Origin of the sequence: Salana multivorans, from assembly GCF_003751805.1 — a bacterium.
GTDB classification, from domain to species: Bacteria; Actinomycetota; Actinomycetes; order Actinomycetales; family Beutenbergiaceae; genus Salana; species Salana multivorans.
Genome location: NZ_RKHQ01000001.1, coordinates 333306 through 355891, shown reverse-complemented (window position 1 = coordinate 355891; position 22586 = coordinate 333306). Strand labels below are relative to the sequence as shown.

Annotated in this window: 12 protein-coding genes; 4 read left to right on the top strand and 8 right to left on the bottom strand. The window is 74.1% G+C overall.

The window, feature by feature from the left end; translation table 11 throughout:
* Positions 1–17 precede the first annotated feature (17 nt).
* Positions 18–275: a putative acetyltransferase gene (locus tag EDD28_RS01720; RefSeq protein ID WP_123738057.1), complete on the bottom strand. Its 258-nt coding sequence runs from the start codon at positions 273–275 to the stop codon at positions 18–20.
* A gap of 59 nt (positions 276–334) precedes the next feature.
* Between EDD28_RS01720 and fdxA the strand changes: the two genes are divergently transcribed.
* The 3 genes from fdxA (at position 335) to EDD28_RS01705 (ending at position 3294) form a co-directional block, all read left to right on the top strand.
* Positions 335–658: a ferredoxin gene (gene fdxA, locus EDD28_RS01715; protein WP_123738056.1), complete on the top strand. Its 324-nt coding sequence runs from the start codon at positions 335–337 to the stop codon at positions 656–658.
* 7 nt (positions 659–665) lie between these two features.
* A complete protein-coding gene (gene dapC, locus EDD28_RS01710) occupies positions 666–1874 on the top strand; it encodes a succinyldiaminopimelate transaminase (RefSeq protein ID WP_123738055.1) in 1209 nt (402 codons plus the stop codon).
* A 97-nt stretch (positions 1875–1971) separates the two neighbouring features.
* Positions 1972–3294: a citrate synthase gene (locus tag EDD28_RS01705; RefSeq protein ID WP_123738054.1), complete on the top strand. Its 1323-nt coding sequence runs from the start codon at positions 1972–1974 to the stop codon at positions 3292–3294.
* Between the two features lies 1 nt (position 3295).
* Here EDD28_RS01705 and EDD28_RS01700 read toward each other — a convergent pair whose 3' ends face one another.
* Positions 3296–4264, bottom strand: coding sequence for a hypothetical protein (locus EDD28_RS01700; protein WP_245967870.1), 969 nt, complete (start codon positions 4262–4264; stop codon positions 3296–3298).
* Positions 4261–5388: a DapH/DapD/GlmU-related protein gene (locus EDD28_RS01695; protein WP_123738053.1), complete on the bottom strand. Its 1128-nt coding sequence runs from the start codon at positions 5386–5388 to the stop codon at positions 4261–4263. The genes EDD28_RS01700 and EDD28_RS01695 overlap by 4 nt, the downstream gene beginning before the upstream one ends.
* Before the next feature lie 325 nt (positions 5389–5713).
* On the opposite strand from EDD28_RS01695, the gene EDD28_RS01690 reads away from it, so the two are divergent.
* The gene (locus EDD28_RS01690; protein ID WP_148059514.1) at positions 5714–15601 is read left to right on the top strand and encodes a DUF7933 domain-containing protein; all 9888 of its coding nucleotides are present in this window, start codon (positions 5714–5716) and stop codon (positions 15599–15601) included.
* Between the two features lie 284 nt (positions 15602–15885).
* Here the strand turns inward: EDD28_RS01690 and EDD28_RS01685 are convergent, their stop codons facing one another.
* The 5 genes from EDD28_RS01685 to EDD28_RS01665 form a co-directional block, all read right to left on the bottom strand.
* Positions 15886–17757 (bottom strand): ATP-binding protein, encoded by a 1872-nt coding sequence (locus EDD28_RS01685; RefSeq protein ID WP_123738051.1) that lies wholly within the window; start codon positions 17755–17757, stop codon positions 15886–15888.
* 231 nt (positions 17758–17988) lie between these two features.
* Positions 17989–18726, bottom strand: a complete 738-nt coding sequence (locus EDD28_RS01680; RefSeq protein WP_123738050.1) for a Maf family protein — start codon at positions 18724–18726, stop codon at positions 17989–17991.
* A gap of 19 nt (positions 18727–18745) precedes the next feature.
* On the bottom strand, positions 18746–20425 hold the full coding sequence (locus EDD28_RS01675) for a DUF885 domain-containing protein (RefSeq protein ID WP_123739861.1): 1680 nt from the start codon (positions 20423–20425) through the stop codon (positions 18746–18748).
* 96 nt (positions 20426–20521) lie between these two features.
* Positions 20522–20935 carry an acyl-CoA carboxylase subunit epsilon gene (locus tag EDD28_RS01670; protein WP_123738049.1) on the bottom strand — a complete coding sequence of 138 codons (414 nt, stop codon included), beginning with the start codon at positions 20933–20935 and terminating at the stop codon, positions 20522–20524.
* Positions 20932–22557: an acyl-CoA carboxylase subunit beta gene (locus EDD28_RS01665; RefSeq protein WP_245967869.1), complete on the bottom strand. Its 1626-nt coding sequence runs from the start codon at positions 22555–22557 to the stop codon at positions 20932–20934. Before EDD28_RS01665 ends, EDD28_RS01670 begins: the two co-directional genes overlap by 4 nt.
* Between the last annotated feature and the right edge of the window lie 29 nt (positions 22558–22586).

The following is a 22586-nucleotide window of genomic DNA, read 5'->3' as shown; positions in this document are numbered from 1 at the left end:
CCCGCGGCCGGCGCCGCTCAGGCGAGCGGACGCGGCGGATCCACCGGGCGCGTGCGTCCCCGCGGTGGCGGGGGCGGCGGGACCCGCTTGACGAGCAGGATGGCGTCGTGCGGGATGGTCACCGGCCCCCGCCTCGTCTGGACGACGACGGCGTCCGGACGCAGCTCGACCAGGCGTCCGAGGGCGTCGGACAGGCTCGGCCCGAGCCCGTCCGACGTGTCGTTCGGCAGGCGGTAGCGGATCACCACCCGCTCCCCGAGCTGCAGCCTCTCCATCCAGGAAGTGTCCCACCGGCCTGCGATACTGGTGGCAGGAGTGTTGGAAGGAATCCCCAGTGACCTACGTGATCGCGCTGCCGTGCGTCGACGTCAAGGACAAGGCGTGCGTCGACGAGTGCCCCGTCGACTGCATCTACGAGGGGGAACGCTCGCTCTACATCCACCCGGACGAGTGCGTCGACTGCGGCGCGTGCGAGCCGGTCTGCCCGGTCGAGGCGATCTACTACGAGGACGACGTCCCGTCGGAGTGGTCCGTCTTCACCGCCGTCAACGCCGACTTCTTCGACGACCTCGGCTCGCCCGGCGGCGCCGCCAAGCTCGGGCTCATCCCCACGGACGCCCCCTACGTCCAGGCGCTCCCCCCGCAGGTCGAGGACTAGACCGCGGATGGGCTTCCACGAGCTGGGGGTCGCCTACCCCTGGGACGCCGTCGTGCCCCTGCGCGAGCGCGCCGGCCGGCACCCCGGCGGCCCGGTCGACCTGTCGATCGGCACCCCCGTCGACCCGACCCCGGCGCTCGTCCAGGACGCGCTGCGCGCGGCGGCGGACGCGCACGGCTACCCGACCGTCGCCGGTCCAGCCTCGCTGCGCCGCGCCGTGGTGGACTGGTACGCGCGCGAGCGCGGCGTCAGCGGGCTGCGTCCCGAGGCCGTCCTGCCGACCATCGGCTCGAAGGAGCTCGTCGCCCTCCTGCCGAGCCAGCTCGGGCTGGGGCCGGGTGACGTCGTCGTCGTCCCGACGATGGCGTACCCGACGTACGAGGTGGGCGCGCGCCTCGCCGGTGCCGACGTGCTCGCCTCCGACGATCCGTCCGAGTGGGCCGGGGACCCGGCGGTCCGCCTCGTCTGGCTCAACTCCCCGGCGAACCCGACCGGCGAGGTCCTCCCGCGGGAGCTGATGGCGGCAACCGTGCGCGCGGCGCGCGCCGTCGGCGCCGTCGTGGCGAGCGACGAGTGCTACGCGATGCTGCCGTGGACCGAGCCGTGGTCGCTGCCGCGCTCGGCCGGCGGGGGAGTGCCGTGCGTGCTCGAGGACGCGGTCAGCTCCGGCGACCACACGGGGCTGCTGTCGGTCTACTCGCTCTCCAAGCAGTCGAACCTCGCGGGCTACCGCGCCGCGTTCGTCGCGGGCGACGCGGACCTGGTCGACCGGCTGCTCCAGCAGCGCCGGCACCTCGGGATGATGCCGCCGGCGCCCGTGCAGCGCGCGATGGAGGTCGCGCTCGGCGACCGGGAGCACGTGGTCGAGCAGGTCGCGCGGTACGCAGCGCGCCGCGAGCTGCTCGCCCCGGCGCTGGAGGCCGCCGGCTTCGTCATCGACCACTCCGAGGCCGGCCTGTACCTCTGGGTGCGCCCGGGGGCCGGGCTCGAGGAGCTGCTGGCCGCGCGCGGGACCGGCGGCGACGCGTCCCGTGGACCGCTGTGCTGGCCCGTCATGGAGCTGCTGGCCGACCTCGGGATCGTGGCGGGACCCGGGATCTTCTACGGTCCGGCGGCCGGCGACCACGTGCGCGTCTCGCTGACGGCATCGGACGCCGACGTCGCCGCGGCCGCTGAGCGGCTCTCGGCTCTCGCGGGTCCGCGCGCCTCGGCGTGAGACAATCGACACCTGATCTTTGCCCTTCCGTGGCATCGCGCCGCCCCGCCGGTGGTGCGCGCCTGGCAGGACCGGCACCACTGCGAACGGAGCTCCGATGACGGCGACCGACACCCCCGACACGATCCCGACGGCCACCCCGACGCTGACCGTCGACGAGACGAGCCTCGAGCTCTCGGTGGTGCCGGCGGTCGAGGGGGCCTCGGGTCTCTCGATCAACTCGCTCCTCGGCACGACCGGGATGGTGACGTACGACCCCGGGTTCATGAACACGGCGGCGTGCCGTTCGGCGATCACCTACATCGACGGCGACGCGGGCATCCTGCGCTACCGCGGCTACCCCATCGAGCAGCTCGCGGAGAGCTCGAGCTACCTCGAGACGGGCTACCTGCTGAGCCACGGCGAGCTGCCGACGGCCGAGGAGGCGCTCGAGTGGGAGGACCGGATCCTCCGGCACACCCACGTGCACGACGACTACCAGCGCCTCATCTCCTCGTTCCCGCGCGAGGCGCACCCGATGGCGATCCTCTCCTCGGCGGTCGCCGCCATGCCGGGGCACTACCACGAGGTCTTCGACATCACGAGCGCCGAGCAGATGGACCTCGCCACCGTGCTGCTGCTGGCAAAGGCGCCGACGCTCATGGCGTACGCCCTGCGGCACGCGCGGCACCAGGACAAGCCCGACGTCGCGCCCGAGATCGGCTACGTGGCGGACATGCTGCGCCTGTCCGTCGGACCGCACCGGCGCTGGGAGCCGGACCCCGCGATGGTCCGCGCGCTCGACGTCCTCCTGCTGCTGCACGCCGACCACGAGCAGAACTGCTCCACGTCGACGGTCCGCAACGTCGGGTCGGCCGGGGCGAACCTGTTCCTGTCCGTCTCCGCCGGGATCAGCGCGCTCGCCGGCCCCAAGCACGGCGGCGCGAACGAGGCCGTCCTCGCGATGCTCGAGGAGATCCGCGACTCCGGCGTCGCCGTCTCGGAGTTCATGACGAAGGTCAAGGACAAGTCGTCGGGCGCGCGACTCATGGGCTTCGGGCACCGCGTCTACAAGAACTACGACCCGCGCGCGGCGATCGTCAAGAAGCTGGCGGACGAGGTGCTCTCCTCGATGGGCAAGCGGGACGAGCTGCTCGACATCGCGATGGAGCTCGAGGGCATCGCCCTGGCGGACGACTACTTCGTCGAGCGCAAGCTCTACCCGAACGTCGACTTCTACACGGGCCTCATCTACCGCGCGATGGGCTTCCCGACGTCGATGTTCACCCCGCTGTTCGCGATCGGCCGGATGCCCGGCTGGATCGCCCAGTGGCGCGAGATGATGCAGGACCCGAGCACCAAGATCGCCCGGCCGCGCCAGGTCTACACGGGTCCGCTCGAGCGGGACTTCGTCCCGGTCCAGGACCGTCCCACCCGCTGAGTCAGGGGGCGACGACGACCATGCCCAGCTCGGGCACCGCCTCGTTCTCGCCCGCCGCCCGCCAGCGTCCCGTCTCGCGCTCCCACACGGAGGCGGCCACGCGCACCGTCCCGGCTCCCGTGTCGACGGCGCCGGCGACCGCGCCCTGGGCGATCGCCCAGGCGAGCCGCGTCGTGTCCTCGTCCGGACGGCCCAGCGAGCGGGCGTCGAGGATCGCGACGTCGGCCCAGCCGGCCTCGGCCCGCGCGGCGTCGCCGGCACCCCGGGACCCGGACGACGGCGTGCTCGCGGTGCTCAGCGTCGTCACGGTGCCGACCACGCCGTAGTCCCGCTCCAGACGCGTGACGACGGCCGGTGCCACCGCGGCCGGGTCGCCGTCGAACGGGTCGAGCACGCAGCGCAGGTCGGCCTCGGTCCACCCGGTGAGCGCCGAGGCGAACGCGCGCGCCAGCTCCTCGTGCTGGGCGTACGCGTCGGGGAAGCCGCTGCGCTGGACGGCCTGCGCCGCCTCGGTCACGGCCATCTCGGTGTAGCCGGGCACGGCGACGAGGTGGTCGTAGAAGATGTTGACGGCGTACACGGGGTCCATCACCTGCTCGGGCGTCCCCCAGCCCTGGGACGGACGCTGCTGGAACATCCCGAGCGAGTCCCGGTCGCCGTAGTCGATGTTGCGCATCCAGGACTCCTGCAGCGCCGTCGCGATGCCGATCGTCCCGGCGCGCGCCGGCAGCCCGCGGCGCACGGTCGTCCCGACGATGAGCGCCGCGTTGGCGGCCTGGTCCGGTGCCACCCGGTACTCGCCGGCGACGCACTCGGGGCTGACCTGCGCCGCCGGCTCGAGGCTGCGCAGCCCCAGCACGACGGCCCCGATGGCGAGGGCGAGGGCGACGGCGAGCGCCGTGAGGACGAGGATCCAGCGGACGAGCAGGCGACGCCGGGAGGCCCGGGGGCGCTGCGCGTTGACGCTCACGGGGCGTGCAGCGCCGCGTTGAGCTCGACGGTGCGAGCCTTCCGCGGGAGCGCCTCGACACCGCCCGTGAGCGAGTTGCGGCGGAACAGCACGCCGTCGACGCCGGACAGGACACGCGCCGCCACCACCGGGCGGCCGGCGTCGTCGCGGGCGACCCGGGTCGCGCCGGACGCGTCGTCCGACGTCTCCCCCGACGCCTCGCCGGTGAGACCGAGGTCGTCGGCGAGGGAGCCGATCACCGTGACCTTGGTGCCGGCGGTGACGTAGAGGCCGGCCTCGACCACGCAGTCGTCGCCGAGCGCGACGCCGAGCCCGGCGTTCGCGCCGAGCAGGCAGCGCTCGCCGAGGCCGACCCGCTCGCGACCGCCGCCCGACAGCGTGCCCATGATCGAGGCCCCGCCGCCGATGTCCGTGCCGTCGCCGAGCACGACGCCCTGCGAGACCCGACCCTCGATCATCGCGGTGCCGAGCGACCCGGCGTTGAAGTTGACGAAGCCCTCGTGCATCACGACCGTGCCCGGCGCGAGGTGCGCGCCGAGCCGGACGCGTGAGGCGTCGGCGATCCGGACGGACGGCGGCAGGACGTAGTCGGTCAGGCGCGGGAACCGGTCGACGCCGTGGACCGTGAGGCCCGGGTGCGCGAGGAGGAGGCGCAGGCGGGTGCTCTCGAAGTCGACGGGGCTGCACGGCCCGGCCGAGGTCCACACGACGTTGGCGAGCAGCCCGAAGACACCGTCGAGGTTGATCGTGTTCGGCGCGACGAGGCAGTGCGACAGCAGGTGGAGCCGGAGGTAGACGTCGGCGGCGTCGGTCGGCGCCGCGTCGAGGTCGACCACGGTCCGCACGACGCGCGAGCGCACCCGACGCGCCGGGTCCATCCGCTCGAGCGCGCCGAGCTCGGCCGGGGCGTCCCAGGGGCTCGCGGCCGGGGCGGCGCCGAGGCCGAGGTAGGGGTAGCGGACGTCGAGCGTCGCTCCGTCGAGCTCGCTCACGCTCGCGAGCCCGATGCCCCACGCGGTCCGCCCGGCCGCCTCGCTCCCACTGCCGGCGGTGGGCTCGGTTGGCTCGGCGGCTCGGCCCGTCGGCTCAGGGGTCGCCGCGTCGGGCGTCGGGGTGGTGGACATGCCGCCCAGCGTAGCCGCGCCGCCGTCTCGCGGGGTGGGACCAGGGGCGGGACCCGAGCAGCGTCGGAGCAGCGTCCGTGGTGGTCGCCGGGCCGAGCGGACCGCCTCAACCGGTGCCGGTGCGTCCCAACCCGGCGCACCCTTCCGACCCCTGTGATCTGGGTCTCCCCGGGCCATCCGGAAGCGCTCTCGGTTGTCGAGACGCGGGAGCCGTTCCAGCCTAGGATCGGTGACGCCTGCGCCGTCTGGCGTGGAGTGGGGGACTCGTTCCGCGTGGGGTGGAACGAACAGTGAGTGGGGAATCTTCGTGCTGCGCACCGTAGGGATGGACATTGTCGGCGCGACCCGGGGGGACGGGTCGGCCGGATCGAGTCGGCGGCGAGGGATCGTCGCGACCGTCGTGGCCGCGCTGGTCCTGGCGCTCGGCGTCGTGCTCCCCGGGGCGTTCGCCCCGGCGCTCGCGGACGCGCCGGGAACGCCGGCCGCCGCGCAGAACACCAACCCGCTGACCGTCACGGACTCGGGCACGGACGTCCTCGCGGGCGCGACCGGCACCGTCCGCGTCACCGCCGCCTATCCCGTCGACGGGCCGGGCGCCGACCTCTACAACGCGAGCATCGTCGTCGTCCTCCCGCCCGGCATCGCCTACGCCGGCGGCGCCTCGGGCATCCAGGGCCTCGGCGAGCCCCGCCAGGTGACGTACGTCGTCACCCCCGCCTCGCCGGGCGTCCCCGCCGTCACGGCCACGGCGCTCGTGTGGGACAACGTGACCGACGTGCCCAAGGGCTCCGAGCTGGAGATCTCGGTCCCGGTCACCGCCGACCCCGCCGCCTACCCGGCCGGCTCCAGCTTCACCGTGGACGCCGGCGTCTACGCCAACAGCAACGAGCGCGTCGTCCCGCGGATCACGGTCCCGCCGGTCGGTCCGCCGACGGTCGACGCGACGGACGGCTGGGGCGACGACGCCGTCGAGCTCGACGTCATCCCGCTCGAGCTGACCAAGACCAACGACGACGCCGAGAGCGAGGTGTACCGCGGGCCGGACAACGCCACGCGGTACACGCTCACCGTCCGCACGGCGCAGGTGGCCGGGACGAACGACGTCGTCGTCGTGGACCGGGTGCCGGCCGAGTACGTCGTGACCGGCTGCTCCGACGGCTGCACCCGCGAGATCGTCACCATCGACGGCGCGGTCTACACGCAGCTCACCTGGAACCTCGGCGACCTGCCCGGGGCCTCGGTCACGACGCTGACCTACGACGCCTACGTCGGGCTGCGGACCATCACCGCGCCGGACGGCACGCAGGACGGCGAGCCCACCCGCCCGGGCGGCTCCGGCGACGCGATCCGCAACACGGCGACCGCGACCGGAACCTACGGGGGCGACGTCGCCGCCGGCGCCTCGACCTCCGTGGAGACGAGCGACACCGCGACCGCGACGCTGCTCGACCTCGGCGCCGTGAAGACGAGCGCGGCGGGTGACTTCCACGCTGGTGAGCGCGCGACGTTCACCCTGCACGTCCGCTCCAGCCAGTACGTCGACGCCGCCGACGTCGTCGTGACGGACACCGTCCCGAACGGCATGTGCCCGATCGTGCCCGCCGGCGTCGACGTGACGGGGGCCGCGTGGCCGGCCGACTGCCCGCAGCCGGGCACCGCCGCGACCGACGGGAGCGTCACGGGCGGGACGATGACGGGCGTCGTCGTGGGCGCCAACGGCACGTTCACCGTGACGTTCGCGCTCGCCGACGGGGTCGAGCCCGAGGACCTCGAAGAGGCGATCTCCTACCAGGTGCACATGCGCGAGAGCTACCAGGACGGCTCGCTCACGTCGGTCGGCGACGGCTTCGTCAACACCGCGCAGGTCACCGGCGACCTCACGCCGACCGAGGAGAACACGGTCGACGACGACCTCGTCACGGGCACGAACGGCTCGGCGGCCGAGCTCAGCACGGGCGACGTCTCGATGGACAAGACCGTCTGGTCCAACCCCGAGCGCGTCCGGATCAGCGCCACCGCGCCCGCGACGCCGGGTCAGGCGATGACGAACCTGACCTGCGCCGACGGCACCGCGCCGGCGTCCGAGTGGGTGGGCGAGGGCGGCCCCAACCTTCAGCTCGGCGACCTCGTCTGCTTCACGATCAGCTCCGTCTTCCCGGCGGGTGTCGCGACGCGCGACGTCCGCCTCGTCGACTTCCTGCCCGAGGGCACCGAGCTGGTCGGCTGGGCCCCCGGCGCCGGTGCCCCGGAGTCGGGCACGTCGCCCGCGGTCCCGGCCAACACCGTGACGATCACCCAGCCCGACCCGGCCGTCGCGTCGTGGCTGCTGGGGGACCAGCTCGGCTCCTCCCGCGTGGTCGAGCGCGGCGAGGTGCTCACCCTCGTCGTCCTCGCCCGCGTCACCGAGGTCAGCCAGAACGTCCCCGACGTCACGGGCAACCTCGCGAAGATGCGCTACACGGACGGCCACGGCCGCGTCGTCGGTCTGCGCGACCAGGTGGACCTCACGCTCGCCCCGCCCGTGCCGCTCGCGACCGAGAAGCTCGCCGACGGCGTGAGCGTCCGGGACGTGAACGAGTCGAGCGTCGTGACCTTCACGGTCGACGTCGCGCACCGCGGGACCGCCGAGAACCGGACTGACTACCCGCTCGACTCCGTCGAGGTGTGGGACGTGCTGCCCACCGGCTTCTCCTGCGACGACCTCCTGGACGCCACGGTCTCCCCGGCCTTCGAGGTCTGCACGCCCGCCGTCGGCAGCATCCCGGCGACGATCGTCTGGAAGCTGACCGGCCCCTCGCTGCGCACGGCGCTCGAGGCGGGCACGGGCAGCGACGGCGACGAGCTCTGGGAGCCGGGCGAGACGCTCCGCATCACCTACGACCTCGACGTCCCGTCGCCGCTGTCGATCGGCACGGAGCACACGAACACGGCCGCGGTCACCCGCTACACCGCGCCCACGACCGACGGCATCGCGCCGACGACCGCTCCGTACTACCCGACCAACCCGGTCGGCGCCTACCCGGACGAGACGAAGAACGCCCCCGAGGCCAGCGACACCGCGACGCTCCGGCTTGCGAACGCCACGGTCGCCAAGACGGTCTACGCGACCCAGAACGGCGGCATCGGCGCCCCCGCGACCGCGACGATCGGGGAGTGGGCGGTGTACCACTACTCCGTCACCGTCCCGCCGTACACGTCCGTGTTCAACGGTGTGCTCGACGACGCCCTCCCGATGGACCGGTTCGAGCAGGTCGGCACGCCGTCGATCCAGGGCTTCCCGACCTTCGGAGCCTCGGCGCCGACGGACGCGAGCGCGGAGTGCGTCGCCAGCGCCGACGGGTCGCAGTTCGTCCTGTGCGAGGACGGGCGCCTGCTCTTCCCGACGACCTGGACCAACACGACCGGTGACCCCGTGACGTTCACGATCGGCTTCACGGCGAAGGTGCGCGACGTCCCGGCGAACCAGCACGGCGTCACGATCCCGAACACCGCGACGTTCACCAGCTCCTCGACCGTCGCCGGCTCGCCCGTCCTGCGCGACAGCGCGGTCGCGACGCTCGGCGTCGTCGAGCCGGCCCCGGCCGTCCGCAAGTACGTCTCGACCCCCCAGCCGACCACCTCGGTGCCCGGCAACGACGTGTCGATCACGACCACGGGCGGCGCGACCGCCTTCTTCACGATCCGCGTCACCAACCCGGCCGGCCGGTCCACGGCGCACGACACCGTCGTGACGGACTGCGTCCCGGCACGGCTGGGCGACGTCACGCAGGTGGGGACGGCGCCCCAGGGCAGCGTCGCCATCGGCGCCGCCGGCTCGTGCGCCAACGGCGGCAGCCAGATCACCTGGACGGTCGGTGACGTCCCCGCGAACGGCACGCTCGACCTGTTCCTCGCCACGACGGTCGACGAGACCGCCGCGGCCGGGAACGTCTTCGCCAACCGCGCCGACCTCACCGCGACGTCGATGCCCGGCGTCGTCGACGGCGAGCGGACCTACACGAGCTCCGACGGGGCCGAGGTCCGGATCGCCAACGTGACCGGCGCCAAGTCGGCCCAGGTCCTCGGTGCGCCCGGGAACCAGCCGGCGGGCAGCGCCGTCCCCGGCCAGACGATCCGGTGGACCGTGCGCGCCGACATCCCCGGTGAGACCTCGGTCTACGACTTCGCGCTCGTCGACCTGCTGCCGCGCGGCGTCGGCTCGCCGACGAACGTCACGGTGACGTGCTCGTGGACGACCGACCCGTCGCTCTGTGCGGTCACCCAGCTCGCGTCGACGACGTCGAACAACCGCGAGCGCGTGGCGTTCCTCCTCGGCGACGTCACCCAGGCGGGTGGCACCCGCACCGTCACGGTCACCTACGACACCGTGGTGAACACCGTCGCCAGCGGTGGGTACCCGGTCCACTCGCAGACCCTGACGAACGCGGCGCAGCCCCGGTGGAACGCGTCCTCCGACGGCACCCCGCCCACGAGCAGCGGCGGGACCTGGGACATCTCCGGCTCGGAGGTGGCCGCGTCGGTCACGGTCCGCGAGCCCACCGTCTCGACGCAGAAGTCGGTCACGAACACCCGGCCGGCCCAGGGTGACGTGTTCACCTACTCGGTCCAGGCCGCCGCGGTGACGACCGACACCGCCTCGAACCGGCGCAACGTGACGGCCTACGGCGTCACGGTCGTCGACACGGTCCCGGCCGGGGTCGTCCCCGTCGCCGACGCGTCGGGCACCCCCCTCGCCGACGGCGCGACGATCACGTCGGGCGCGCTCACCGGGACCTGGAACGCGGGTGCCCGCACCATCACGTGGACGATCGCCCAGCTCGTCCCGGGGACGCCGCAGACCTTCTCCTACTCCGCGAAGCTCGCGCCGGCGAGCAGCCTCACCGGCGCCGGGCTGGTCAACCGCGCGGGCGCCACGGGGTGGAGCTCCCTGCCGAGCGGCGGTCGCGACTACACGGCAACGGCCACCTCCACGACGACGGTCACCCCGCAGTTCCCGCTCGTCGACACGGTGAAGCGCCGCGTGACGGGCAACCCGGTCTACATCGGCCAGGAGGTCGAGTACACGATCACGCTGACCAACCGCGCGTCGGACGCGAACCGCACGGGCGCCGTCGCGGTCTCGCTCGACGCCGTCGACACGCTCCCGGCCGACTGGGCGTTCGTGCCCGGCTCCGCGACGGTCTCGGTGCGCGGCGCAGCCCCCGTGGCGCTCGCCGACCCGTCGATCGACGCGCGGGTGCTCACCTGGGCCGGTGTCGGTGGTTCCGGCGTCGACCTCGCGCCCGGTCAGTCGGTGGTGATCCGCTACCTCGCGACGCCGCTGACCACCGCGGCCGCCGGCATGTCCGTCGACCACACGAACGACGCGACGGCGGCCAACGTCACCGACCGCACGGGCGGCACGTCGTACAACGGCGGCTCCGGCTCGTACGTCGGCACGCGGGGGTCGGCGACGGCGAACATCGCGCTGGCCGACCTGCGGGTGACCAAGTCCGCGAACGACGACTTCGTCGCCGGCGCCACCGCGCCGGGCACCTGGCGGCTCACGGTGGACAACCTCGGCCCCGATGCCGCGGTGGGCGTCGCGATCCACGACGTCGTCACGCTGCCCGAGGGCGTGACGAATGTGACGACGCCGAACGCGGCCGCCGAGGGGTGGACCTGCGCCCCGGCCGTCGTGGCCGGCGGAACGGCCACGATCGACTGCGTCCGCAGCAACGCCAACGAGCAGCTCGCGGTCGGCCAGACCCGCACGCTGACGGTCGCGGCGTCGGTCGCGGCGTCCGTCCCGGCTGGCACGCAGGTGCCCAACACCGCGACGGTCTCGGCCACGACGCTCGACCGACAGCCGGACAACGACACCTCCAGCGACCCGGGCATCGTCCGGGGCGAGGCCGACCTCGGCGTCGTCAAGGCCGTGACCGACCCCGCCGCGCCGGCCACCGCCGTCGTCGCCGGTGAGCCGATCGGGTGGAGCGTCACGCTGACGAACCACGGACCGAGCGTCTCGCGGGGCAGCTCCGCCGCCCCGATCCTCCTGACGGACTCGCTCCCGGCGAACGTCACGGACGTCGTCGTCGACGAGGCGGCCCTCCCGGCCGGCGTCACCTGCGACGCGCCCGCCGGCGGATCGCTCGTCTGCCGCGTCACGCGGGACCTCGCCGTCGGGGAGTCGGTCGTCGTGCGGCTCGCCGCGCAGGTGCCGGCCGACGTCGCGGCCGGCGGGTCGGTCGTCAACTCGGCGACGGTCACGCCCGTGACGCCGGAGCCCGCTGGCTCCACGGGGAACAACACGAGCACGACGACGACCCCGACCGCGGTCCGCGAGGCCCTGACGATCCAGAAGTCGATCGCCGCGCCCGAGGGCACGCCGGTGGCGGGTGACGTCATCACCTACCGGGTCGCGGTCTCCAACGCCGGTCCCTCGGTGGCCCGCGGCGTGTTCGTGGTCGACGCCTCACCGGCGCACACGTCGTTCGTCCAGCTCACCGAGACCGACAGCGGGGCGTGGAGCACCACGGCGGCCGCGGGCCAGCGCGGGAACCTGCGCCTCGACCGCGGTCCCGTCCTCGGCGTCGGCCAGACGACGACCTTCGAGATCGCCGTGCGGATCGACGACGACTACGTCATGCCGGACCCGCCGGTGGACCTCGTCAACGTCGTGACCGTCAGCTCGGCGTGGCGTGAGGACCAGGACACCTCGCAGGTCGGCGTGAACACCCGGGAGGAGGCGGACCTGGCCATCGTCAAGACCGTCTCGGCCGACGTGGTGATCGCCGGCGGTGAGGGCGTGACCTACACGCTCGCCGTGACGAACAAGGGGCCGTCCCAGGCGACCGACCTCGTCGTGAGCGACACCCTGCCCGCCGGCGTCACGCTCGACGGCGACGTCCCGGCCGGGTGCACGACGAGCGAGCAGGACGGCCGGCAGACCGTCACCTGCACCCGGGAGACGCTCGGGACCGTCGCGTCCGGGGCCACCCCGTGGCTCATCGAGCTGCCCGTCCTGGTCGCCGCGGACGTCCAGGCCGCCGGCCTGGACAACACGGCCACCGTGACGAGCGCGACGCCGGAGGACCCGGCCACGCTCGAGGACAACACGAGCACCGTCCCGCTCGACGTCCTGCAGCGGGCGAGCCTCCGGGTGGAGAAGTCGGGCGCGCCCGACCCGGTGACGGCCGGCGAGGACGTGACGTGGACGATCGTGGTCCACAACGACGGCCCCTCCGACGCGCAGGCCGTGACCCTCGCGGACACGCTCGACCCGCGGCTGGCGTTCCGGTCGGTGATCGCCGAGCAGGGCTCCTGCTCGGGCGCGCCCGACCTCGCCTGCACGCTCGGGACGATCCCGGCCGGCGGCTCGGTCACGATCACGCTCGTCACCCGGGTGGCCTCCTCGGTCCCCGAGGGGACGGACGAGGCGCCGACGCTGATCGGGAACGAGGCCGTCGCGACGTCCTCGACCCTCGACGCGGAGACCGACGAGCCGGCGACGGCGCGGGACGACGACGACGTGCGCGTCGTCGCCAGGACCGCGCTCGGGATCGACAAGCGCACGACGACGCCGGTCGTCGACGCGGGTGCCGACGCGACGTTCGAGATCGACGTGACGAACGCCGGACCGTCCGACGCGGCGGCCCCGGTCGTCGTGACGGACACCCTGCCGGTCGGGATGACCTTCGTCTCGCACGGCACGGTGACGCCCGGCGGGTCCACCTGGGCCTGCGCCGCGCAGGAGCCGACGGACGCCGGCCAGGTCGTGACGTGCACGCTGCGCACGGCCGACGACTCGGCCGACGCGACGCTGCCGGCCGGGACGGTCGACGCCCCGGTCGTGGCGCCGACGCTGCGCCTCACCGCGCACGTCGACCAGGCGCTCGAGGCCTCGACGCTGACGAACGACGCGAGCGCGACGAGCCCGAGCTCGCCGACGTCGCCGGAGGACACCGCGGACGTCGAGGTGGTGACGCACGCCGACCTCACGGTCGAGAAGTCGCACGACCCGTCCGTCCAGGCGATCGCCGGGACGCCGTTCACCTGGACGGTCGTCGTGACGAACAAGGGCGCCTCGCGGTCGGTCGCGACCGCCGACGACCCGATCGTCGTCACCGACGTGCTGCCGCTGGGTGTCACGCTCTCGACCGACCCGGGGCTCGGCTCCGGCGGTGAGGGGACGACGTGCGCCGCGCTGCCCGACCTCGACGACGACGGCCACCAGGTCGTGGTCTGCGAGCTGACCGAGTCGCTCGACGCCGGTGCGTCCGTCACGCTCACGCTCAACGTCGACCTCGACGAGGCCCTGACGGGCAGCGTGACGAACCTGGTCAACGTCGCTCCCGGCCTGACGCCGCAGCCGGACCAGCAGGTCTGGCCCGACACGGACACGGACGAGGTGCCGATCGTCGAGATCGCGGACCTCGCGATCGCCAAGGAGGTGACGACGGACCCCGTCGTCGCCGGTCGCGCGGTGTCGTGGGACGTCACGGTGACGAACCTCGGGCCGTCCAACTCCGACGCCGACCCGGAGCACCCGATCACGGTGACGGAGACGCTGCCGCTCGGGGTGACCGGGGCCGTCGGCGCGGGCGAGGGCTGGGAGTGCGTCGCTGACGCCGGTGAGGGAGGCGCGGAGGGTCGCGAGGTCCTCACCTGCACGCGGGACGCCGACCTGGCCGTCGGCCAGGCGCCGGTCATCACCGTGACGGGGACGCTCGCCTCGGGCTGGCTCGAGCCGATCGTCAACGACGCCGCCGTCGCCCCCGGGCTGACCGATCAGCCGGACACGGAGGAGGCGCTGGAGAACGACACGACCCAGGTCACGACGCCGATCACCACGCTCGTCGATCTCGTCCTCGGCAAGGCCGTCTCGGCCGACCTCGTGGCCGGGGCGACGGGACGCTACGTGCTCACGGTGACGAACCTCGGTCCGTCGGACGCGCGCGACGTCACGCTCGTCGACACGCTGCCGGCCGGGGTCGAGCTGGTCGGGGTCGTGCCCGGCGCCGACGGGACCGACCCGGAGTGGACCTGCGAGGTCGCGACCGGTGAGCCGGGCGAGCCCGGTGAGCCGGACCCGTCGGCGGGCCAGGCGGTCGACTGCGCGCTCGTCGCCGACGGCGGTGTGCTCGCGGCCGGCGGCACGATCTCGTTCGAGATCGAGGTCTCGGTGGCCCAGCAGCTCCAGGGTGACATCGTCAACACGGCGACGGTCACGTCGACGACGCCGGAGGACCCCGCGACGCTCGAGGACAACACCGCGACCGCGACGGGGACCGTCGCGGAGGTGGCCGACCTGTCGATCGTGAAGTCGGCGCTCGGCAGCCCGGTGGTCGGGCAGGCGCTCGAGTACGAGCTGGTCGTCTCGAACGCCGGCCCGTCCACGGCCCGCGGGCTCGTGGTCTCAGACCTCGTGCCGCCGTCGCTCCAGGTGACCGGGGTGTCGGTCGACGACTCGGGCGAGGGCTCGACGGACGCGACGCTGGACTGCGCCGCGCTCGCGGCGGGCGAGACGGGGACCCCGGTGGTCTGCACGCTCCCGGAGCTCGCCGCTGGTGCCACGGCCCCGACGATCACCGTCACGGTGACCGTGCTCGCCGCCGCCTACCCGTCGGTCGTGAACACGGCGACGGTCGACGCGGCGACGCCGGAGGACCCCGCCACGCTGGAGGACAACACGTCGTCCGTCGTGCTCGAGGTCCCGGCCCTCACCGACCTGGTGATCGACAAGGAGCTGACGGCTCAGCTCGTCGCGGGTCGGACGGGGACGTACACGCTCACGGTGACGAACGAGGGCCCGACGCCCGAGCCCGGCCCCGTGACCGTGACGGACGAGCTGCCGGCGGGGCTGACGCTCCGCTCGGCCGCGGTGGCCGACGACGCCGGGCAGTGCTCGACCGGGTCGGGCACGGCCGGTCGCGACCTCGTGACGTGCACGCTCACGACCACCCTGGCGGTGGGTGAGTCGGCCGTCGTGACGCTCGTGGTCGACGTCTCGCGCGACGCGTCGGGGACGATCGTCAACACGGCGGGCGTCACGTCGCCGAACGACCCGACGCCGGGCACGGACTCCGCCTCCGGCGAGGTCGACCGGAGCAAGCTGCCGGCGACGGGGGCCCAGATCGGGGCCGCGGCGGCCGGGGCGGCACTCCTGCTCCTGCTCGGCGCCCTGCTCGTGGTCTGGCAGCGTCGTCGCCGGTCCGCGCTGACGGACTGAGCACGGAAGGCCGGGCTCCGGGGTCGACGACCTCGGAGCCCGGCCTTCGTCGTCCCCGGCGGGGTCAGGTTCGCTGAGCCCGCTCCCGGGCGTGCTGACCTCGGCCCGCGGACGGGCGGGGCTGGGTCGCGGTGCGCGCCGCGGGGGTTCGAACGGGCCGCGCTGGACGCACCGGTAGGCCGCGCGCCGGGCACGCCGAGGTCGTCACGCTGGGCGCGCGGGTGAGTCGACCCGATGCGCGGGTGGGCCGAGCTCGGCGTGGCCCGCCGGGCTCGGGGGAGGGGCTACGCCGGGTCGGTGATCTGGCAGAGGACCTCGCCGGCCGAGACACCCGTCCCGGGCGCGGCGGCGAGCGAGGTGACCACGCCCGCGCGGTGCGCGGTCAGCGGCTGCTCCATCTTCATCGCCTCGAGCACGACGACGAGGTCGCCCTCGGCGACCGTGTCGCCCTCGGTGACGGCGACCTTGACGATCGTGCCCTGCATGGGCGAGGTGAGCGCGTTCCCCGACGCGCCGGCGGCGCCGGCACCGCCGGAGGCGCCGGCCCGCGGCACGGGGCGCGAGCGGCCCGGACGGCTGCGGGCCTTCGCGGCCCCGCCGAGGATGCCGAGGCTCGCCGGGAGGACGACCTCGAGCCGCTTCCCGCCGACCTCGACGACGACGCGCTCGAGCGTGTCGTCCGCGTCGGGGCCGGTGCCGTTGGCGGGGGAAGGCGCGCCGGCCCCGGTCGGCTTCTCCAGCGTCGCGAGCCGCGGTCCCATCTCCGACTCGATCCAGGTCGTCCACACGCCGAGGGACTCCTGCGCCTCGCCGGGGACGCCGGCGAAGGCGGGCTCGCGCAGCACGGCGCGATGGAACGGCAGGACGGTCGGGAGCCCGACGATCTCGGCCTCGCCCAGTGCGCGCCGGGCCCGCTCGACCGCCTGCTGGCGGGTCGCGCCCGTGACGACGATCTTGGCCAGCATCGAGTCGAAGTTGCCGGTCACGGGCTGGCCGGCGACGATCCCGGCGTCGACCCGGACCCCCGGGCCGGACGGCCACGTGATGGCCGTCGGCGTGCCGGGCGCGGGGAGGAAGTTCGCGGTCGGGTCCTCGCCGTTGATGCGGAACTCGATGGAGTGCCCCCGCGTGACGACCTCGTCGTAGCCGAGCTCTTCGCCGGCGGCCAGCCGGAGCTGCTCGCGCACGAGGTCGATCCCGGAGATCTCCTCGCTCACGCAGTGCTCGACCTGGAGGCGGGTGTTGACCTCGAGGAAGGAGATGGTGCCGTCGACGCCGACGAGGAACTCGCAGGTGCCGGCCCCCTCGTAGGCGGCCTCGCGCAGGATCGCCTTCGACGCGGCGACGAGCTCGGCGTTCTGGGCGTCGGTGAGGAACGGCGCCGGCGCCTCCTCGACGAGCTTCTGGTGGCGGCGCTGCAGCGAGCAGTCGCGCGTCGAGACGACGACGACGTTGCCGTACGCATCGGCGAGGCACTGCGTCTCGACGTGGCGGGGCCGGTCGAGGAAGCGCTCGACGAAGCACTCGCCCCGGCCGAACGCCGCGACGGCCTCGCGGGTCGCCGACTCGAACAGCTCGGGGATCTCCTCCAGCGTCCGCGCGACCTTGAGGCCGCGGCCGCCGCCGCCGAACGCCGCCTTGATCGCGACGGGCAGCCCGTTCTCCCGCGCGAACGTGACGACCTCGTCGGCCGAGGCCACCGGGTCGGGCGTGCCCGCGACGAGCGGGGCGCCGGCGCGCTGGGCGATGTGGCGGGCGGAGACCTTGTCGCCGAGCGCGTCGATCGCCTCGGGGGAGGGACCGATCCAGGTGAGGCCGGCCGCGATGACGCGGCGGGCGAAGTCGGCGTTCTCGGAGAGGAACCCGTAGCCGGGGTGGAGGGCGTCGGCGCCCGCGCGGCGGGCGACGTCGAGCACCTTGGCCGTGTCGAGGTACGTCTCGGCCGCGCGCGCGCCGCCGAGGGCGAAGGCCTCGTCGGCGTAGCGGACGAACGGGGCGTCCCGGTCGGAGTCGGCGTAGACCGCGATCGAGACGAGCCCGGCGTCGCGAAGGGCGCGGACCACCCGGAGGGCGATCTCGCCACGGTTGGCGACGAGGACCCGGGTGACGGGACGGGAAACGGTGCCCGAAGCGGGCCGGTGCAGCACGGACGTCATGCACACTCCTTCGCGATCGGCTCACGGTAACGCTCGGGACCGGCCTGCCCCAAGGCCAGCGCGCCAGCGTCCGGAAGTCTGTCGAGGCGGGCAAGGACTTCCGTGCCCGCTTGTGGGAAACCTACAACAGGGTCGTTGTCGAGCCCGCCCTGATGCGCTGGGCGTCGTCGATTATCCCCAAACGGTCGAGCTCGACACGCGGGCGGGCCGCGCGCGGCGTCGGGAAGGGGGTCAGGTCCAGAGCGACGGGTAGTCGTGACCGAGGTCGCGGACCAGCCGGCGCAGCAGCGGAAGGCTCAGACCGACGACGGCGTGGTGGTCGCCGTCGACCCCCTCGACGAACGCGCCTCCGAGCCCGTCGATCGTGAAGGCGCCCGCGACGGCGAGCGGCTCCCCGGTCGCGACGTAGGCGTCGATCTCCGTGTCGGTGACGTCGGCGAACCGGACCAGCGTCGAGGCGACGCCGCTCGCCGAGCGGCCGGTCGCGAGGTCGAGGAGATGGTGGCCCGTGTGGAGCGTGCCCGTGCGCCCGCGCATCGCGCGCCACCGCTCGCGCGCGACCGCCGGCGTCCCCGGCTTGCCGTGCGCCGTCCCGTCCAGCTCCAGCAGCGAGTCGCCGCCGAGGACGAGCCCGGCGTCCCGAGAGCCGCCCGCGTCACCGGCGTCGCCGGCCGGTCGCAACCGGCCGGCGCGACGGCGCGCGACGACGGCGCTCGCCTTCGCCTCGGCCAGGACGGCGACCTGCTCCGGGACGGTGAGGACGTGCCCCCGCGCGAGCGACGCCCGCGCGAGCACGGCGTCCTCGTCCACGTCCGAGACGAGCACCTCCGGCTCGATGCCGGCGGCGCGCAGGGTCGCCAGCCGGGCGGGGGACGCCGAGGCCAGCACCAGGGGCAGGCGCGCCCCCGGTGCCGGCCGCGCGTCCGGCGTCGCGCCGTCCGTCGTCCCGTCGGCGCTCGTCGGCCTCATCGGTCGCCCGCGTCGCGACTCAGCGCATCGCCTCGGCGAGCGTGTCGAGCCCGACCGAGCCGATGTCGAGCGCGCGACGGTGGAACGCGCGCAGGTCGAACGCGTCGCCCTCGCGGGCCGCCGCCTCGTCGCGGATCTGCTCCCAGAGGCGCTGGCCGATCTTGTACGACGGCGCCTGGCCCGGCCAGCCGAGGTAGCGGTCGAGCTCGAACAGGACGAAGCCCTCGTTCATGTTGACGTTGGCGAAGAGGAACGTCTTGGCCTTCTCCGCGTCCCACGTCCCGCCGCCGAGGTGCTCGGGCGCGGGCTTGCCGAGGTGGACGCCGATGTCGAGGACGACGCGGGCCGCCCGCAGCCGCTGGCCGTCGAGCATGCCGAGGCGGTCGGCCGGGTCGTCGAGGAAGCCGAGATCGGCCATGAGGCGCTCGGCGTACAGGGCCCAGCCCTCGCCGTGGCCGCTCACCCAGGAGACGAGCCGGCGCCAGCGGTTGAGCAGCTCGCGGCGGTAGACGGTCTGCGCGACCTGCAGGTGGTGCCCCGGGACTCCCTCGTGGTAGACCGTCGTCTTCTCGCGCCAGGTGCCGAACTCCGTGACGCCCGGCGGGACGGACCACCACATGCGACCGGGACGGGAGAAGTCGTCGGTCGGGCCGGTGTAGTAGATGCCGCCGCTCTGGGTCGGGGCGATGCGGGCCTCGAGCGTGCGGACGGGGCCGGGGATGTCGAACTGGGCGCCCTCGAGCGCGGCGATGGCGGTGTCGGCCGTCTCCTGCATCCAGCGCTGGAGCGCGTCCGTCCCGTGGAGCTGGCGCTCGGGGTCGGCGTCGAGGCGAGCCATGGCGTCCTCGGGCGTCGTGCCGGGGCCGTACAGCTCGGCGGCGGCCTCCTCCTGCTCGGCGACGACGCGCGCGAGCTCCTGCAGGCCCCACTCGTAGGTCTCGTCGAGGTCGACGGTCGCGCCGAGGAACTGGCGGGAGTGGAGCTGGTACCGCTCGCGGCCGACGCCGTCGCGCTCCGGCGCGGCGTGGATGAGCTCGCCGCGCAGGTACTCGGCGAGCTCCGCGTAGCCGCGGCGGGCCTTCTCGGCGCCCTCCGTGAGGGCCGCCGCGAGCTCGGGGTGCGCCTCGGTGCCGCGGGTGGCGAGGCTCGACCAGAACGACGTGTCGATGTCCGCGAGCTCGTCGGCCTGCTTCGCGACGGCCTCGACCTGGCGCTGCGCCGGCACGATGCCGGTCCCGACGCCCTCGCGCAGCGACTCGATCCAGCCCTCCAGCGCGTGCGGGACGTTGCCCATGCGCGCGGCGACGACCTCCCAGTCCTGCGAGGTCTCGGTGGACATGAGGTCGAAGATGTCGCGCGTGCTCTGGGCGGGGGAGGCGATGACGTTGAGGTCGGCGAACTGCTCGCCGGCGTCGTAGAGCTCGGACTCCAGCCCGATCCGCTCGCGCATCGCGGCGATCGTCACGCGGTCGACGTCGTCGGCCGGGGTGGCCTTCGCGAGCCTGGCGAGGACGGCCGTGCGCTCGGCGTCGAGCTCGGCGAGGCCGGCGGGCGAGACGTCGTCCAGCTCGGTCTGGTCGCCGGGGAGGCCGAGGTAGGTGCGGATGCCGGGGGAGAGCCGGCCGAGGGTGTCGACCCACTCCTCGGCGATGGCATCGACGGCGGTCGGGGTGCGGGGGCTGGGCGAGTTCTCGGTCACGTCCACAACCCTACGTCGGACCCGCTCCGACGTCGGGGTGGACCGGGTCGCGTATGGCGATCGGACCCACCCCGATGTCGGAGGCGGGCGGCGGGATCAGGGGTGGAGCGACCAGCGCCAGGCGTTCGCGCCGCGCTCGGGGAGGCCGCGGTCCCCGCCGCGCAGGGCGTGCGACCGATCGGCCCAGCGGTGCCGCGTCGCCTCCTCCTCCGAGTCGTCGACGGAGGACGCAGCCGCCGTCAGCCCCGCGATGAGGGCCGCCAGCTCGAGGGCGTCGGGCTCGCCGCGCACGACGCGGACGACCGGCTCCGCGACGCCGGCCTGCCCGGCGGCCGTCCCGTCGGACGCCGCGGTCTCGGAGCGTGCCGGTGGCATCTCGCCGTACAGCTCGCCGAGGCGCGTCCGGTCCGAGGCGCCGGGAAGGTCCGCCCCGCTCGCGCCGCCGAGCTCGCCGTCGACACCGCCCGCGGTGCCGGACGCGATGCCCGCGTCACCCTCGTCCGCGCTCACAGCGGGATGTTCCCGTGCTTCTTGGGCGGCAGGGCCGCGCGCTTCGTCCGCAGGGCCCGCAGGGCCGACACCACCTGGACGCGCGTCTCGGACGGGGCGATGACCGCGTCGACGTAGCCGCGGTCGGCCGCCTCCCACGGGTTGACGATCGCCTCGTTGTACTCGACGACGAGGCGGGCTCGCTCGGCCTCGACGTCGCCGCCGTCGGCCGCCACCGCCGCGAGCGGCGCGCGCTGCAGGATGTTGACGGCCCCGGCGGCGCCCATGACGGCGATCTGCGCGGTCGGCCACGCCAGGTTGACGTCGGCCCCGAGCTGCTTGGACCCCATGACGATGTACGCGCCGCCGTACGCCTTGCGCGTGATGACGGTGACGAGCGGCACGGTTGCTTCGGCGTACGCGTAGATGAGCTTGGCGCCGCGGCGGATGATGCCGTTCCACTCCTGGTCGGTCCCGGGCAGGAAGCCGGGCACGTCCACGAACGTGAGGACGGGGATGTTGAACGCGTCGCACGTGCGGACGAACCGGGCGGCCTTCTCGGCGGCGTCGATGTCGAGCGTCCCGGCCATGACGAGCGGCTGGTTGGCGACGACGCCGACCGCGTGACCCTCGACGTGCCCGAAGCCGACGATCACGTTGCGCGCGAACAGCGGCTGCACCTCCAGCAGCACGTCGTCGTCGAGCACGCGGCCGATCACCGCGCGCATGTCGTAGGGCTGGTTGTCCGAGTCGGGGACGACGGTGTCGAGCGCCAGGTCCTCGTCGGTCACCTCGACCACGTCGTCCTCCGCGGCGTCGTCGTAGGCGGGCGGGTCGGCCAGGTTGTTCGACGGCAGGTAGGACAGGAGCGCGCGGACGTACTCGAACGCCTCCTCCTCGTCGGCCGCGAGGTAGTGCGCGACGCCCGACCGCTCGTTGTGCGTGCGTCCGCCGCCGAGCTCCTCGAAGCCGACGTCCTCGCCCGTCACCGCGCGGATGACGTCCGGCCCGGTGATGAACATGTTCGACGTCTGGTCGGCCATCACGATGAAGTCCGTCAGCGCGGGGGAGTAGACCGCGCCGCCGGCCGACGGGCCGAGGATGAGCGAGATCTGCGGTACGACGCCCGAGGCGGCGACGTTGCGCCGGAAGATCTCCGCGAACTGCGTGAGCGCCGCGACCCCCTCCTGGATGCGGGCGCCGCCGCCGTCGCTGATCCCGATGATGGGGACGCCCGTGCGCAGCGCGAAGTCCTGGATCTTGGCGATCTTCTCGCCGTGCACCTCGCCGAGCGAGCCCCCGAAGACGGAGAAGTCCTGGCTGTAGACGCAGACGCGGCGCCCGTCGATCGTGCCGTGGCCGATGACGACGCCGTCGCCGGCCGGGCGCCGCTTGTCCAGGCCGAAGGCGCGGGAACGGTGCCGGGCGAACGCATCGATCTCCGTGAAGGAGCCCGGGTCGAGCAGCGCGTCGATGCGGCCACGCGCCGAGCCCTTCCCGCGCGCGCCCTGCTTGGCCTCCGCCGCGGCCGCCGCGGCCTCGATGTCCTCGCGACGGCGTCGCCGCAGCTCCTCGAGCCGGTCGGCCGTCGTCGGCGCCGGAGTCGGCGCGGGGGCAGGCGTCTGGGTCACGTCGTCGCTCACGAACGCGAGGCTACCGTGGCACGCTGGCC

Bases quoted from the DNA above. Each gene is read 5' to 3' on its own strand.
- EDD28_RS01685 (WP_123738051.1), bottom strand. From the start codon at position 17,757: ATGACGTCCGTGCTGCACCGGCCCGCTTCGGGCACCGTTTCCCGTCCC.
- EDD28_RS01695 (WP_123738053.1), bottom strand. From the start codon at position 5,388: ATGTCCACCACCCCGACGCCCGACGCGGCGACCCCTGAGCCGACGGGC.
- EDD28_RS01720 (WP_123738057.1), bottom strand. From the start codon at position 275: ATGGAGAGGCTGCAGCTCGGGGAGCGGGTGGTGATCCGCTACCGCCTG.
- EDD28_RS01680 (WP_123738050.1), bottom strand. From the start codon at position 18,726: ATGAGGCCGACGAGCGCCGACGGGACGACGGACGGCGCGACGCCGGAC.
- dapC (WP_123738055.1), top strand. From the start codon at position 666: ATGGGCTTCCACGAGCTGGGGGTCGCCTACCCCTGGGACGCCGTCGTG.
- EDD28_RS01705 (WP_123738054.1), top strand. From the start codon at position 1,972: ATGACGGCGACCGACACCCCCGACACGATCCCGACGGCCACCCCGACG.
- EDD28_RS01690 (WP_148059514.1), top strand. From the start codon at position 5,714: ATGGACATTGTCGGCGCGACCCGGGGGGACGGGTCGGCCGGATCGAGT.